Here is a 13,371-nt window from a genome sequence, read left to right on the forward strand (position 1 = left end):
CGTCAGCCGTGGTCCAAAAAGTCGATCAACTTTTTGGCGTCTCACTCTCAGCGAAACGGGCTATGGGGATATTGGCGGATCAGTCGATCCGGCTCCATTGCTGGACCGTCTTGCAGAAGACCTCCATGAGGCAGCCTTCGAGGGCGATCTGGTTTCCCTGATGAACGAGCGCGCCCGTATAGCTCTCGCCGCTGCGCGGGTCGTGGACACGGCCGGAATATTTCGGGCCGGAGCCGGAAACCTCCGCGACCGGCGCGCCGCGATAAGGCCCGCTCGCGACGGTCGCGCAAAGACCGGCGGGGCATTGGGCGATCTTGATTTCCGCCCCATCCGGCCCGCGCCAGGTGCCGACCATCGGGCTCGCGGCGGCAGACAGGCTCGACGCCGCGACGAGGGCGGCGGCGGCGATGGCTGAACGGGTTCCTGTCATCATAGGTCGTTCTCCCTTAAGAGGCGTTTCCTGTAGGCAGATGCGGTTGATCGGCGTTCACCTCTTCGAGCGCGCCGTCCAGCGCCTCCGCAAAGAGCGCGATATCGGCCGGCGTTCCGACGCTGACGCGGATCATCCGGTCGAGCGGCGCTGCGCCCGGCATGCGAATGAAGACGCCGCGCCGCAACACGGCGTCGAGGACCGCGCGGGCATAGGTGCCGTCGCGGCCGAGATCGATAGCGACGAAATTCGTCCCCGAAGCCAGCGGGACGAGGCCCTTGGCCCGAGCGAGTTCGGCGAGCGCCTTGCGGCCCGCTGCCACCTTCTCGACCGTCTTGCGCAGATGATCGTCGTCGCTCAAGGCGGCGAGCGCGCCGGCCTGGGCCATGCGCGACAGGCCGAAATGATTGCGCACCTTGCCGAATTGGGCGATCGCGTCCGGCTCGCCGAAGACGAAGCCGACCCGCACCCCGGCCATGCCATAGGCTTTGGAGAAGGTGCGGAAGCGCAGGAGATTGGGCGCAAGACGTGTCGTCTCCGGCAGCGCCTCAGCCGGCGCGAAATCGGCATAGGCCTCGTCGAGGACGATCAGCGTCTCCTCCGGCACGTCCCGCAGAACCGCTTCGACCGCCTTTGCATCATGCCAGCTTCCCGTCGGATTGTCGGGATTGGTGAGATAGAGGATCTTCGGCCGCACCACCTTGGCTCTTGCGACAAGCGCCGGCCAATCCTGGCGGAAGTCTTCTCCATAGGGGACGAAGTCGAGAGCACCGCCATGGGCGGTCACGTGATAGTTGAAGGTCGGATAGGCGCCGAGGCTGGTCACGGCCATATCGCCCGGCTCCATCGCGGCCTGGACGAGATCGCGCAGGAGGCCGTCTATGCCTTCACCGGCTACTATATGATCAGGCGTAAGCCCGAGCTTCTGGCTGATCGCCTGGCGCAGGTCGAGTTGCTCGGCATCGCCATAGGCCCAGGATAGGGCCGCCGCGTCCGCCATGGCGCTGACAGCCTTGGGCGAGGGGCCGAAGACGCTTTCATTGGCGCCGAGCCGCGCCTTGAAGGGACGGCCCAGCCGGCGTTCCAGCGCTTCCGGGCCGACGAAAGGGATCGTGCTCGGCAAAGCGCGTACGCGCGGCGAGAAGCGCTCGGCTGACCGTTCGGTCTCTGTCATTTTGTAATGTCTTCCAGCGTCCGTGCGAAGCGGGCGGCATTGCCGACGTAATCGGCCGCCGACTGCTTCAGCTTCTCGATCGTCGCATCGTCGAGTGTGCGGATGGCCCTTGCGGGCGAGCCGACGATGAGCGAACGCTCGGGAAACGTCTTGCCCTCGGTGACGAGCGCGTTCGCCCCGACGATCGAGTCAGAGCCGATCACGGCGCCATTGAGGATCGTCGCGCCCATTCCCACCAGTACATTGTCGCCGATGGTGCAGCCATGGACGATGGCGCCGTGGCCGATCGTGCAGCCCGCGCCGATGGTCAGCGGCAGGCCGAAATCACTGTGGAGCGTAGAATTGTCCTGGATATTGGTTCCCTCGCCAATCTCCATCCATTCATTGTCGCCGCGAATGACGGCGCCGAACCACACGCCGACATTGCGTCCCATGCGCACGCGCCCAATCACATGGGCGCCGGGGGCAACGAAGACGCTGCCATCCTCGGGCAGTTGCGGCGCGTCACCGTCGAGCGCGTAGATCGGCATTCTCAATCCTCTTTGCTTTCAAAACTCTCGGCGGCGCTCGGGGCTTGGGACATGCGGCGATGTTCCTCGCCGCTCCGGTCCAAGCTTAGGCTGCCTGATCCTCGTCCCTCATCGACCGCAAGATCGACCAATCGTCAATGACCCTGTGGGCATAGGCCTCGGCGGATTCGATCAAGGCCTCGCCGGCTTCGTCGATCGCCATCACATGGGCCGCCTCGAACCGCGTCGAGCGGTGATCAATGCGCGAATGGGCGTAGGCGAGCGCTTCGCCGCAAGCTTCGGCATATTGCTTCAGCCGCTTGCCGGGCTTTTCGTCATGCAGGCAGATCTCCTCCGGATCGAGGCTGACGCTCGCATGGTGGCGGGAGCGCACGAGCCATTGCGATCCCTTCCAGGTCACGTCGTCGAGGAGAAGATCGGGTTCGCGCTGCATGAGCCGCTGAAGATCGACGGTCAGATGCGCCGGCTCCATCGAATTGCGCGGGTCGAGATCGCCAAAAAAGGCGAGGGGGGCCGCATGGCGCTGCTGCTTCAATTCGACCAGATGGCACATGGGAAGCTCGGCGACGGTCGAGGCGCCCTTGGGACCCACCAGAAGATAGTAGCGCTCCACATTGACAGAGCCGGTTCCCTGGCCGATCCGCTCCACGAGATCGATGATCTCGTCATCCACATAGGGCCGAAAGGCCTTGCGGATTTCGGCTTCGCTGGCGGCATCCAGACGGCGGAAGCGGTCCGGCCGATCGCGAAAGCGCATTTGGCCGCCATCGACTTCCACCGCCTTGCCGAGCTTGGATTTCGTCTCGAAATTCTTGCCGCCGATTGCCCGCTTCCGCGCTTTCTTCAACGCCTTGCACAGAATGTGGCCCTTCGGGAAATCCGACAACACTGTGCGGCGCCTCTGCGGCTCGTCGATAATCGCCTGAAGCGCGTCCCGATAGCTTGCGACGAAGGCGGCGGCCGCATCCCGGCTTTCCGCCTCGTTCGGCGCGACGAGGCCCGAACTGTCCTCGATCTCCTCGGATCTGTAGCGTCCGTCCAAGATGCCATGCGCGTAGTCGACGGCGAGGAACAGGCTGACCACATAACGGCAGAGATCCCATCCGGCATGGCCGAGACAGGCATCGTCGAAATCGTTCGGCGCGAAGACGATGAGCCCGCCGCCCGAGCCCTTCTCGGTGACGAAGCCGAAATTCGCCAAATGGCAATCGCCCATGATGCCGGTCAGCTTCACCGCCTCGATGAAGGGCGCGGGAAGCGACAGGACGCCGGTGTAGAGATCTTTATAGAAGAGCTGAGCCGAGCCGCGCAGGAAGCGGAACGGGTCCGACGCCATCTTGCTGTGCTTGCGCGTCCGCTCGCCTATTGCTGGATGGTCGCCATCGACCCGGTGAAGCTCGGCCGCGATCAGCTCCTGGCGCTCCGTTTCGGTCTCATCCATCGGCATACCTCCCGGCTGGCGATCTTTGTTCCCGCGCTGTTCAGCGACGGGCTCTCGATGGCACAAGGTCACGAAAGACGGCCCCCCTTGCGCCTTGGCAATCACCAAGAGATGGGTTCGTGAGGCGTCAAAGCAAATTGGACTGACGGAGGATTTGCTGCAACCGATGCTGCGCGTGCCGGCCTGGTTCCGCCCTTTGCTCAGGCACGATCTTATCGACCGGCCGCAATGTCTCTGCCCCAGATCGTTCGAGTAGGGGTCAAAAAAAACCGCACTGACGAGGCAGCGCGGTCTTGAGTCTAGGGAGGAAACGCCCGTAAGGGCAGCGACGAAAATCGTCGCACTGCAAAAACTATGATGCGGCGCACATTACGTCAAGTGAATGACAGCCACAGTCGGGTCGGTGTAGCCACTTGCGCTGAAGTGATTCGTTCGCCGTGTCTCATGCGACACAGATGCGACGAGCCGATCGGTTTCTCCGTATTCCGACAATGGGCGCAAACGGTGCGGCCTCGCTTCTGCCCGAAGGTTCAGCGGCGAGGCTGCCCGGTTCTTGTCCTCACGCGGCTTCGAGCGCCGGGTCCGGCTGCTTGGCACCGGTCATCAGGGCAACCGCGTCGTTCATCGAGGCCTTTTTCGGGTCGATGACGCAGAGACGACGGCCGAGGCGATGGATGTGGATCCGATCCGCCACCTCGAAAACATGCGGCATATTATGCGAAATCAGGACGATCGGCATGCCGCGTGAGCGCACGTCCTGGATGAGTTCAAGTACCTTCCGGCTCTCCTTGACGCCGAGCGCGGCGGTCGGCTCGTCCAGGATGATCACCTTGGAGCCGAAGGCTGCGGCGCGCGCCACGGCGACGCCCTGGCGCTGACCGCCGGACAGGGTCTCCACCGCCTGGCTGATGTTCTGGATCGTCATCAGGCCAAGCTCGGAGAGCTTCTCACGGGCGATCTTTTCCATCGCCGGCCGGTCGAGCATTCTCAGATATTTGCCGAGAAAGCCCTTTTTCCGGATTTCCCGACCGAGGAACATGTTGTCGGCGATCGACAGGGCGGGCGAAAGGGCAAGCTGCTGATAGACGGTCTCGATGCCGGCCTCGCGTGCCTCGATGGGCGAGTTGAAGCGGATCGGCTCGCCATTCAGCTTCACCTCGCCCTCATCCGGGACGACAGCCCCGGACACGGCTTTGATCAGCGAGGACTTGCCGGCGCCATTGTCGCCGATCACGGCGAGGATCTCGCCGGGATAAAGGTCGAAATCCGCCTCGTTGATGGCCGTGACCCGGCCATAGCGCTTGACGAGATTGCGGGCGGAAAGAACGGGGGTGGGACGCGCGCTCATGCCGAAATCTTTCTGATCCATTGGTCGATCGCGACCGCGATAATGATCAGCCAGCCCGTCGCGAAGAGCTGCCAGAGGACGTCGACGCCCGCGAGCCGGAGGCCCGAATTGAAGACGCCGACGATGATCGCTCCGATCAGAGGACCGAGGATCGAACCGCGACCGCCGAAGAGCGAGATGCCGCCGATCACCACGGCGGTGATCGATTCCAGATTGGCCTCGAAGAAGGAGGTGGGCGAGATCGATCCGACGCGCCCGATCGAGGCCCAGGCCGCGATGGCGACAATGAAGCCGGAGAGCATATAGACCCCGACAAGGGTGCGGTCGGTGCGGATGCCGGACAGCTCCGCCGCCTCCTTGTCGTCGCCGATCGCATAGACGTGGCGTCCGAAGGCCGTCCGATTGAGGACGAACCAGAGGGCGAAGAAGATGACGATCATCAACACGACGCCCCAGGTCAGCACCGCGCCGCCCAGATTGAAGCGCTCGCCGAACAGTTTCAGGAGCGGCGCCTCGGCATCCAGCGTCTGGGAGCGGATCGTCTCACGGCCCGACAGATAGTAGTTCAGCGCCAGGAAGATGTTCCAGGTACCGAGCGTCGTGATGAACGGTGGCAGCTTCACCTTTGTGACCAAGAGGCCGTTGAGGAAGCCGGTGGCGCAGCCGCAGACGAGACCGAACCCGATGGCGATCGGAACGGGAAGCCCGAACTCGACCGACAGGCGGCCCATGATCACCGAGATCATGACCATGACGGCGGCGACTGAGAGATCGATGCCGGCGGTCAGGATGACGAGGCTCTGGGCGGCGGCGAGAATGCCGACGATCGCCACCTGCTGCATGATCAGCGACAGGTTGAAGGGCGAAAAGAAATTCGGCGAGATGATGCCGAAGACGATGATTGATAATAGCAGCACGATCACCGGCACCATGGTCGGATTGCCGTGCAGGAAATGCTGGGCGAAGCCGAGCGGGCTCTTCGCCTTTTGCGTGAAGACGGCGACGCTGCTGTCGCTGTCCTTCAGGGAGGACTCGTAGTCCGATCCCTTGCCGCTGGTCTGACTCATGGCGTCATGCTCCGGAAGGGTCAGGGTCCCGCTGCGGCGCCGGCCTAATCGGGCCGGATGAGCCGCTCTGGACGCGCGTCATCGATGCGTGGAGAAAACCGGGCGAAGCGGGCGCCCGCTGAATTGGCGTGAGCCTTTCGAAGCCGATCCGTCAGGGGCTCGCCGAAGGTCGGGGCTCGCTTCTCGCGAGCCCCTTCTTGCGCGTGGTCGCAAGGCCTCAGCCCCAGCAGCGATCCAGGCCTTCCTCGACGGAAATCGAGGGGACGCCTTCCTGCGGCTGGTCCGTGACGAGATTCACGCCGGTATTGACGAAGTCGAGGCCCTCGGAAGGCTGGGGAACCGTGCCGTCCTTGGCAAATTGCGCGATCGCCTCGACGCCCTGGGCCGCCATGTCCAGCGGATATTGCTGCGAGGTTGCGCCGATGACGCCCTCCTGGACGTTCTTGACGCCGGGGCACCCGCCGTCGACCGAAACGATGATCGCCTGATCGGCGAGGCCGAAGGACTGCAGGGCCTCATAGGCGCCAGCCGCGGCCGGCTCGTTGATCGTATAGACCAGATTGATGCCCGGATCGCGTTGCAGAAGGCTCTCCATCGCGGTGCGGCCGCCTTCCTCGTTGCCCGAGGTCACGTCATGGCCAACGATGCGCGGATCGTCTTCGTCGCCGATCGTGTTCTTGTCCTTGATGTCGATGCCGAAGCCATCGAGGAAGCCCTGGTCGCGCAGGACGTCGACGGACGGGGCAGCCGGTGAAAGGTCGAGAAGCGCAATCTTGGCGTTCTCGGCATCGGCGCCCATCTTGGCCTTCGCCCACTGTCCGATCAGCTGGCCGGCCTTGAAGTTGTCGGTTGCAAAGGTCGCGTCCGCCGCATCGATCGGCTCGAGCGGGGTGTCGAGGGCGATGACGAGCATGCCTTTGTCACGCGCCTGGCCGAGAACGTCGGTGATCGCCTTGGTGTCCGACGCGGTGATCAGAATGCCCTTGGCGCCGGCCGCGATGCAGCTTTCGACGGCCTGAACCTGCGTTTCGTGGTCGCCATCGACCTTGCCGGCATAGGTCGACAGCTCGACGCCGAGTTCCTGCGCTTTGGCCGTCGCGCCTTCCTTCATCTTCACGAAGAACGGATTGATGTCCGTCTTTGTGATCAGGCACGCCTTGACCGGACCGTCCTGTGCGGCGGCGGGCAGGGCGTAGCCGGCCAGAACGAGAGCGGCGGCGGACGACAGAAGCGTACGAAGTTTCATGAATAAAGCCTCCCTAGAATAGCTGCGGCACGGCGGGTGGTGGCAGCAAACCTCCGGCCACCTCCCTGTGTCCGGTAGACCGAACCAAACATGGCGGCGCCCCCTTGTCAACTTAAATAAATCAGGAGAAGTTATATATTGCCGAGTGGACTTGCGATCGCATGCGTGATGCGATCCTCGCTCGTGAGCCAGTGTAAGAATAGACTGCTAAACGTGATGAAACAAAGGGGGAGATTGGGATGGAGCAATCGGGCACGAACGGGCATCTCGTGGACAGCCGCGCCCGTGGATCCAACCAGTCCGGGCTTCGGGCCCATAACGAGCGGGCCGTTCTGTCGCTAATCCGCCGATACGGAGAACTCGCCAAGGCCGATATCGCCCGCCGCACCGGCCTGTCGGCACAGACGGCCTCGGTCATCATGCGCGCGCTCGAGGCGGAAGAGCTGGTGATTCGCGAAAAGCCGCGGCGCGGCCGGGTCGGCCAGCCCTCGGTTCCCATGCGTCTCAATCCCGATGGCGCCTTATCGCTCGGCCTCAAGATCGGGCGGCGCTCCAGCGAGCTCGTCCTGATGGATTTCATCGGCCGCATCCGGGCGAGCGAGCGGCGCACCTATGCCTATCCGATGGTGGAGGATATTCGCGACTTCGTCAGTGTCGCCTTCGAATCGCTCGTCAATGGCCTCGACGCCAAATTGCGCGGGCGGGTCACCGGCCTCGGGGTCGCGATGCCGTTCGAACTCTGGTCCTGGGCCGAGGAGATCGGAGCGCCGGCCGGCGACATGGCAGGCTGGCGCGATTTCGACGTGACGGCCGAATTGGAGGCGATGACCGGCCTGTCGGTGCATCTGGCAAATGACGCCTCGGCGGCCTGTGCGGCCGAAAACGTCTTCGGTACAGGGGGCGCTAGTGACTTCGTCTATTTCTTCGTCGGGGCGTTCGCGGGCGGCGGCATCGTTTTGTCCGGGGATCTGATGCTCGGCCGGCGCGGCAATGCCGGTGCGCTCGGCTCGCTACCGATCCCGCGCAGGCAGGGCGGCTCGGCGCAACTGATCAATTTCGCCTCGATCCATGTTCTGGAAAAGATGATTAAGTCGGAAGGGGGCGATCCCCTGATGATCTGGCGCGACGACGCGGCCTGGGACGCCCTTGGCCCCATCCTCGACCTTTGGATCGAGACGGCTGCCTATGGCCTTGCCTATGCGATCCTTTCCGCTCATGCGGTCAATGATCTGGCGGCGGCGGTGATCGATGGCGGTTTTCCGCGACCCGTGCTGGAAAGGCTCGTGGAGGCGACACGGGACATTTATCGCGGGCTCGACCAGCAAGGGCTCTTCCCGATCCGCATCGAGGCGGGAAGCGTCGGCATGGACGCGCGCGCCCTCGGCGCTGCGAGCCTGCCCTTCTTCGCGCGTTTTCTGATGGATCAGCGCGCGCCCTATGCCGAGCGGGCGTCCTGATCGTTCAGATATGCCCAACCGGAAGCGCAGTGGAGAGTTTCACCGTTTCCATCGAAATATGCGCCGACATATCCGACAATTCGACCTGCCGGATGATCGCTTTGTAGATCGTGTCGTAATATTCGACGTTCGGTAGCGCGAGCTTCAGAATGTAATCATAATTGCCGGTCAGGCGGTGAACTTCGAGGATCTCTGGGATCGAACTGACGGCGGCATGAAACCGCTGGAGCCAGTCTTCCGAATGCCGGCTGGTCTTGACCAGAAGATAGACCGTCGTCGGCAGATTGATCTTCTCGCGCGACAGCACCGCCATGGTACGCGTCACATAGCCATCCGCTTTCAGCCGTGCGAGGCGGCGCGAACAGGCCGATGGCGAGAGCGCGAGCTTTTCGGCAAGGACGTTCAAGGGCGTCTCGGCATCCTTTTGCAGGAGCGCAAGCAGGCGGCGGTCTCTATCGTCGATCATCGGGCGACCATGACCTCTCCCTCTGCCGTATGCAAGCCAGATGCGCGTTTGGCACGACTTGCGCAAGCCCGTTGCGTCAAGCTCCCATGATGCCCGCAACAATGCGCGCCATCGGCGCCGGGTTCGTGGCAAGCTTTTCTCCAGCAAGATCGCGGACAATGGAGATGAGAGCGATGCGACGGATTGGGTTGATCGGCGGGATGAGCTGGGAATCGACAGCAACCTATTACACGATGATCAACCGGGCCGTGCGCCGGTCACGAGGCGGTCTCGCTTCGGCCGACATCCTCCTTCATTCGCTGAATTTCTCGAAGGTCGTGGAGTTGCAGAAGGCCGATCGCTGGGATGAGGCCGGTGCGCTTCTGGGCGCGGCCGGCGCAGGGCTCGCCCGAGCAGGCGCCGACTGCGTTCTCATCTGTACAAACACCATGCATCTCGTCGCCGATGAGGTGGCGCGGTTGGCGCGGGTGCCGCTGATCCACATCGTCGACGAGACGGCCGCCGCCCTGAAAGCCGACGGTCGCCGGAGGCCGCTTCTCCTGGCGACGCGTTACACCATGGAGCATGGCTTTTACGCCGAGCGCATGGCGGCCCATGGGCTCGAGGTCGTGGTGCCGGAAGCGGAAGACGACCGCGCGGCGGTTCACGGCATCATTTTCGGCGAACTCTGCCAGGGCGAGATTCGCGAAGCCTCGCGCCGGCGCTATCTCGCCATCATTGAGGCGGCGCGCCAGCGCGGGGTCGATTCGGTTATCCTCGGCTGCACGGAAATCTCGCTGCTGATCGATCCGGACAAGCTTTGTCTGCCAGGCTATGATTCGACCGCGATCCACGCTGAAGCCGCCGTGCGCTTCGCCCTTTCAGACCATGCCATGGACAAGGCCGCCTGAACCATGTGTCGCCTCTTCGCCTATTCCGGTGAGCCTGTCTGGCTCGATACGCTCCTGATCGAGCCGGAGGCTTCGCTCGTCAGCCAGTCCATGGCTGCGCGCGAGGCGAAGACCGTGGTGAATGGCGATGGCTGCGGCCTTGGCTGGTATGGCGAGCGAGAGCGGCCGGGTCTTTATCGGGACACGCTGCCCGCTTGGTCGGACGCCAATCTCGCCGGGCTCTGCCATCAGATCCGCTCGGGCGCCTTCATGGCCCATGTCCGCTCGGCGACGGCCGGCGAGGTCTCCCGGGCCAATTGCCATCCCTTCGCCCTTGGCCGTCATCTCTTCATGCATAACGGCCAAATCGGTGGCTATGATCGCCTGCGCCGGCGCATCGATTCGCTGATTCCCGACGAATTCTATGGCCATCGGCACGGCACGGGTGACAGCGAGGCGATCTTTCTGATCGCTGCCGGCCAGGGGCTGGAGACCGATCCCGTCTGGGCGATCGATCGGGCGCTCCGCCTCTGCCTTTCGGCGATGACCGATATGGGCATTGCCGATCCCTTGCGTTTCAGTGCCGTTCTGATGGACGGCGAGACCACTCATGCCTTTCGTTGGTCGAGTGATGCGCGCCCGCCAACGCTCTACTGGCGCGCCTTGGAGGGCGGCATCGCCTTCAGCTCCGAGCCCTGTTCGCTCGACGCCTCCCTCTGGACGCCGCTCGCGCCGAATTCGTTCGTCAGGCTGGACTCCAGCAGTATGATCGCGTCGCGCTTCGATCCGGCCAGCCAAAACCCCTGCGAAACGGTTTCGGGGATCGCAAGCGAGGCCACGCGATCGGCGGCGTAAAGGTGACGGACAACGCGAGGGCCACCTTATTGAAGGGTGGCTGAGCTTCAAGGAAAGCAGCCTGACTCAGAGCGACGACGCTCGATGTCGCGCGAGTCCGTTGGCGCATAATGGGGGACCGTTGCCTGATTGTCTCGATCGCCTCATGCTGAAAAACAAGGGGTTACGAAGAATTAGCGATCCTGACTTATCGTATCTCGATCTGAGCTGACATTTCCGACGAAAGAGGCTCAGGATGACCAAAAGAATCATTTCGAATGTTATGAAACGGCTTCAGGCTTTATTGACCTTTTGCTAGACGTTTCAATCGATGGTCATCAACCGTCAACTTCTGACGCGCAGGTTCGATTTCAGTTCATAGCCAAGGACCGAAATCCGTGACCGCCAGCGCAAGTCCGATCCAATCTCTCGAGCAAGCTCGTTTTCAGGCCCTCGCCAATATTTGCCCGGCCTTGTTCCTGGCGCTATGCGCAGTCGTCATCTCAATCGGCTTTGTACATGCCGGCCTCGCGCCATGGTGGAGTTGGGCTCTCTTCATACCGTTGTTTCTGCTACCGAAGGGGGTTTTCTGGTTCACGTTGCTTCATCGCAAACGTCGGGATGTTCCTCCTCCGGAGGTTTGTCGTCGAACGCTGCGTATCGTCGGAATCGAACTCGTCATTGGGATGTCGGCGATTGTGGCGTGGCAGGTCTGGCTTTCGCAATGGTCGAACCCCGAAGCCTTGCTTCTTCTGGCCTTGTGCATGGGCGGGCAGATGGTTTTCCTCCTGTTCGGTCTTCTGCATCTGCGCACGGCGTCGATCATCGCCGCCTGCACCTGCGTCGCGGGTATGCTTTTGATCGCCGAGCGGTCGCAAGGGGGAATATTCGCTCTTGTCGTTCTTCTCGGTGGCGGTGTTGCCGGTCTTTGCTATGTGGCTTTCAGGCATTATCGTGACTTCGCCAAGCTTGTGACTTCGCGTTTGGCGGTCGAAGCCAAGAGTGCCGAGATCAGTGTCCTCAGCGAAGAGAATTATCGCATCGCGAACACCGATATGCTGACCGATATCGGCAATCGGCGCCGCTGCTTTCGCGATCTCGAACAGGCTTTGACGAAGGCCCGTGAAGAGGGTGGGTCCGTCTCCTTCGGCATCATCGATCTCGACGGCTTTAAGAGCGTCAATGACAGCCATGGCCATGTGATCGGCGATCGGCTGCTCCATGCGATGGCCCGCCGCCTGGAGAGCATTCTGGCGAATCATGGAGAGGTCTATCGTCTCGGCGGCGACGAATTCGCCTTTATCGTGACGAGCGGGCTGGATCGCGATGGCCTGCAAAAGGTCGGCGACGAGCTGATCGAAGCAGTCAATCTGCCAATCCATATCAATGAGATGCGCCTCCTGATTGGCTGTTCGGTCGGTTTTGCCACATTCCCCGAAAAGGCCGACAGCGTCATGGAGATCTATGACCGGGCCGACTATGCGCTTTTCAACGCCAAGCGCACCGGTCGCATGAAGACCATGGTCTTCAGCGACGAGCATGAGCGCGACGTGCGCGAGGCCGCGCTTCTGGAGCGCACCATGCGCGAGGCCGATCTGGAAGCCGAGTTCTTCCTGACGTTCCAGCCGATCGTCGATTCCAACGAAGACAGAACGCTTCTCCTCGAATGTCTGGCTCGCTGGCAGAGCCCTGTTCTCGGACTGGTTTCGCCAGGCCGCTTCATCGTCGCCGCCGAGCAGTCCGGTTTCATCTCCACCTTGACGCCGGTGCTTCTGAAAAAGGCGTTGGAGGCCATCAAGCAGTGGCCCGAAGAAGTGGGCATCTCCTTCAACCTGTCCGGCCACGACATCGTCGCCGCCGAAAAGGTGCTCGCTTTGATCGGAATCTTGATGCGCAGCGGCGTGTCGCCGAGCCGCGTCGAGTTCGAGGTGACCGAGACCGCGCTGATGATGAATATTGAGGAGGCTCTGGCCAACATCCATCGACTGAAGGAGGCCGGCGTGCGCATTTCTCTCGACGATTTCGGCACCGGCTATTCCTCGCTCAGCCAGATTCAGAAATTGCCGCTCGACAAGATCAAGGTGGATGGAAGCTTCATCCGCGATCTCGCCGACAGCGAGGCCAGCCGGAAGATCGTCAGCTCGGTGAGCGCCCTGTCGCGCGATCTCTCGCTCTCCTGCGTCGTCGAGGGCGTCGAGACCCGCGAACAGCTCGATATTCTCCAGGGGATTGGTTGCCATCTCATCCAGGGCTATTTCTATTCCAAGCCCATGCGCGAAACGGAGGTCGACGCTTTTCTTAAAGGCCAGTCGAATCTGCGCGAGGGGCTGAAAAAGCTGCCTTTGATCGCCGGGTGACTGCTCCAGCACGAACGGAACGAAACCGTCATCGCCCGGCCTCTTGCGCATGAAGGCGCCTGCAATAGTTTCGAGCCTTATGTTTCGAAGCGGTGCGAGGGCCAGGGCGTCATGCGCAGACGTCGATTTCTTCAACTGCTCGGCCTGGGCGG

The 13,371-nt window shown here is 62.4% G+C and carries 12 protein-coding genes; 4 read left to right on the forward strand and 8 right to left on the reverse strand.

Features of this window, described 5'->3' with window-relative positions; all coding sequences use genetic code 11:
• Positions 1-79: 79 nt before the first annotated feature.
• The 7 genes from B9A15_RS09290 to B9A15_RS09320 form a co-directional block, all read right to left on the reverse strand.
• Entirely contained in the window at positions 80-433 is a 354-nt protein-coding gene (locus tag B9A15_RS09290) for a DUF2147 domain-containing protein (RefSeq protein ID WP_084409771.1), read from the reverse strand.
• A 13-nt stretch (positions 434-446) separates the two neighbouring features.
• Positions 447-1,604 carry a pyridoxal phosphate-dependent aminotransferase gene (locus B9A15_RS09295; protein ID WP_084409772.1) on the reverse strand — a complete coding sequence of 386 codons (1,158 nt, stop codon included), beginning with the start codon at positions 1,602-1,604 and terminating at the stop codon, positions 447-449.
• The gene (locus tag B9A15_RS09300) at positions 1,601-2,134 is read right to left on the reverse strand and encodes a gamma carbonic anhydrase family protein (RefSeq protein WP_084409773.1); all 534 of its coding nucleotides are present in this window, start codon (positions 2,132-2,134) and stop codon (positions 1,601-1,603) included. Before B9A15_RS09300 ends, B9A15_RS09295 begins: the two co-directional genes overlap by 4 nt.
• Before the next feature lie 85 nt (positions 2,135-2,219).
• Positions 2,220-3,575, reverse strand: coding sequence for a DUF2252 family protein (locus B9A15_RS09305; protein WP_170923224.1), 1,356 nt, complete (start codon positions 3,573-3,575; stop codon positions 2,220-2,222).
• A gap of 559 nt (positions 3,576-4,134) precedes the next feature.
• The gene (locus tag B9A15_RS09310; RefSeq protein WP_084409775.1) at positions 4,135-4,944 is read right to left on the reverse strand and encodes an ATP-binding cassette domain-containing protein; all 810 of its coding nucleotides are present in this window, start codon (positions 4,942-4,944) and stop codon (positions 4,135-4,137) included.
• Positions 4,920-5,990 carry an ABC transporter permease gene (locus B9A15_RS09315; RefSeq protein WP_084409776.1) on the reverse strand — a complete coding sequence of 357 codons (1,071 nt, stop codon included), beginning with the start codon at positions 5,988-5,990 and terminating at the stop codon, positions 4,920-4,922. Before B9A15_RS09315 ends, B9A15_RS09310 begins: the two co-directional genes overlap by 25 nt.
• Before the next feature lie 217 nt (positions 5,991-6,207).
• Complete coding sequence (locus B9A15_RS09320; RefSeq protein WP_084409777.1) at positions 6,208-7,236, reverse strand: sugar ABC transporter substrate-binding protein; 1,029 nt, start codon at positions 7,234-7,236, stop codon at positions 6,208-6,210.
• 239 nt (positions 7,237-7,475) lie between these two features.
• On the opposite strand from B9A15_RS09320, the gene B9A15_RS09325 reads away from it, so the two are divergent.
• On the forward strand, positions 7,476-8,693 hold the full coding sequence (locus B9A15_RS09325; RefSeq protein ID WP_084409778.1) for an ROK family transcriptional regulator: 1,218 nt from the start codon (positions 7,476-7,478) through the stop codon (positions 8,691-8,693).
• Between the two features lie 4 nt (positions 8,694-8,697).
• Here B9A15_RS09325 and B9A15_RS09330 read toward each other — a convergent pair whose 3' ends face one another.
• Entirely contained in the window at positions 8,698-9,159 is a 462-nt protein-coding gene (locus B9A15_RS09330; protein WP_084409779.1) for an Lrp/AsnC family transcriptional regulator, read from the reverse strand.
• A gap of 173 nt (positions 9,160-9,332) precedes the next feature.
• Here B9A15_RS09330 and B9A15_RS09335 point away from each other — a divergent pair, with 173 nt between their 5' ends.
• From B9A15_RS09335 to B9A15_RS09345, 3 genes are all read left to right on the forward strand, one after another.
• On the forward strand, positions 9,333-10,049 hold the full coding sequence (locus B9A15_RS09335; protein WP_084409780.1) for an aspartate/glutamate racemase family protein: 717 nt from the start codon (positions 9,333-9,335) through the stop codon (positions 10,047-10,049).
• Between the two features lie 3 nt (positions 10,050-10,052).
• Positions 10,053-10,883, forward strand: a complete 831-nt coding sequence (locus B9A15_RS09340; protein WP_084409781.1) for a class II glutamine amidotransferase — start codon at positions 10,053-10,055, stop codon at positions 10,881-10,883.
• A gap of 665 nt (positions 10,884-11,548) precedes the next feature.
• The gene (locus B9A15_RS09345) at positions 11,549-13,219 is read left to right on the forward strand and encodes a putative bifunctional diguanylate cyclase/phosphodiesterase (RefSeq protein WP_084409782.1); all 1,671 of its coding nucleotides are present in this window, start codon (positions 11,549-11,551) and stop codon (positions 13,217-13,219) included.
• Positions 13,220-13,371 lie beyond the last annotated feature (152 nt).

Origin of the sequence: Fulvimarina manganoxydans, assembly GCF_900176465.1 — a bacterium.
Classification (GTDB): domain Bacteria; phylum Pseudomonadota; class Alphaproteobacteria; order Rhizobiales; family Rhizobiaceae; genus Fulvimarina; species Fulvimarina manganoxydans.

Coding starts and splice junctions, on each gene's coding strand:
- B9A15_RS09290 (WP_084409771.1), bottom strand. CDS start 433: ATGATGACAGGAACCCGTTCAGCCATCGCCGCCGCCGCCCTCGTCGCG.
- B9A15_RS09295 (WP_084409772.1), bottom strand. CDS start 1,604: ATGACAGAGACCGAACGGTCAGCCGAGCGCTTCTCGCCGCGCGTACGC.
- B9A15_RS09300 (WP_084409773.1), bottom strand. CDS start 2,134: ATGCCGATCTACGCGCTCGACGGTGACGCGCCGCAACTGCCCGAGGAT.
- B9A15_RS09305 (WP_170923224.1), bottom strand. CDS start 3,575: ATGGATGAGACCGAAACGGAGCGCCAGGAGCTGATCGCGGCCGAGCTT.
- B9A15_RS09310 (WP_084409775.1), bottom strand. CDS start 4,944: ATGGATCAGAAAGATTTCGGCATGAGCGCGCGTCCCACCCCCGTTCTT.
- B9A15_RS09315 (WP_084409776.1), bottom strand. CDS start 5,990: ATGAGTCAGACCAGCGGCAAGGGATCGGACTACGAGTCCTCCCTGAAG.
- B9A15_RS09320 (WP_084409777.1), bottom strand. CDS start 7,236: ATGAAACTTCGTACGCTTCTGTCGTCCGCCGCCGCTCTCGTTCTGGCC.
- B9A15_RS09325 (WP_084409778.1), top strand. CDS start 7,476: ATGGAGCAATCGGGCACGAACGGGCATCTCGTGGACAGCCGCGCCCGT.
- B9A15_RS09330 (WP_084409779.1), bottom strand. CDS start 9,159: ATGATCGACGATAGAGACCGCCGCCTGCTTGCGCTCCTGCAAAAGGAT.
- B9A15_RS09335 (WP_084409780.1), top strand. CDS start 9,333: ATGCGACGGATTGGGTTGATCGGCGGGATGAGCTGGGAATCGACAGCA.
- B9A15_RS09340 (WP_084409781.1), top strand. CDS start 10,053: ATGTGTCGCCTCTTCGCCTATTCCGGTGAGCCTGTCTGGCTCGATACG.
- B9A15_RS09345 (WP_084409782.1), top strand. CDS start 11,549: ATGTCGGCGATTGTGGCGTGGCAGGTCTGGCTTTCGCAATGGTCGAAC.